The organism is Methanohalophilus sp. WG1-DM, from assembly GCF_004104135.1.
Lineage (GTDB): Archaea > Halobacteriota > Methanosarcinia > Methanosarcinales > Methanosarcinaceae > Methanohalophilus > Methanohalophilus euhalobius.
Map to the genome: position 1 here is coordinate 1 of NZ_RRBA01000064.1, position 294 is coordinate 294.

The 294-nt window shown below is 34.4% G+C and carries 1 protein-coding gene; it reads right to left on the bottom strand.

The genetic code is table 11. The annotated features are described in order from the left end of the window. Positions 1-4: 4 nt before the first annotated feature. Positions 5-294, bottom strand: a 290-nt coding sequence (locus tag CI957_RS10485; RefSeq protein ID WP_241646108.1) for a type II toxin-antitoxin system RelE/ParE family toxin, incomplete at its 5' end; no start/stop codon positions are given.

Sequence of the window (294 nt, forward strand, 5' to 3'; positions counted from 1 at the left end):
CATCTCAGGATTGATATTTCCGATAGATTGTTTTACGATCCCCAACTGCTACAATAAATATTAGCATTCTGTTGTTTTCGATTGTCAGGATGACTCTATATTCCCCAACCCGGTGAGAATACAGAGGTTGTTTTCCTGTGCCTTTCAATTTTTTTATATTACAATAGGGATCGTTTTTCAATTCGTCTATTGAACTGATTATGCTCTCACTTACAGTTTCAGATAGTTTTTTCAACTGTTTCAGTGATTTGTTTGTATAGATTACGTCATAACTCATAACAAACCAAGCTCTTT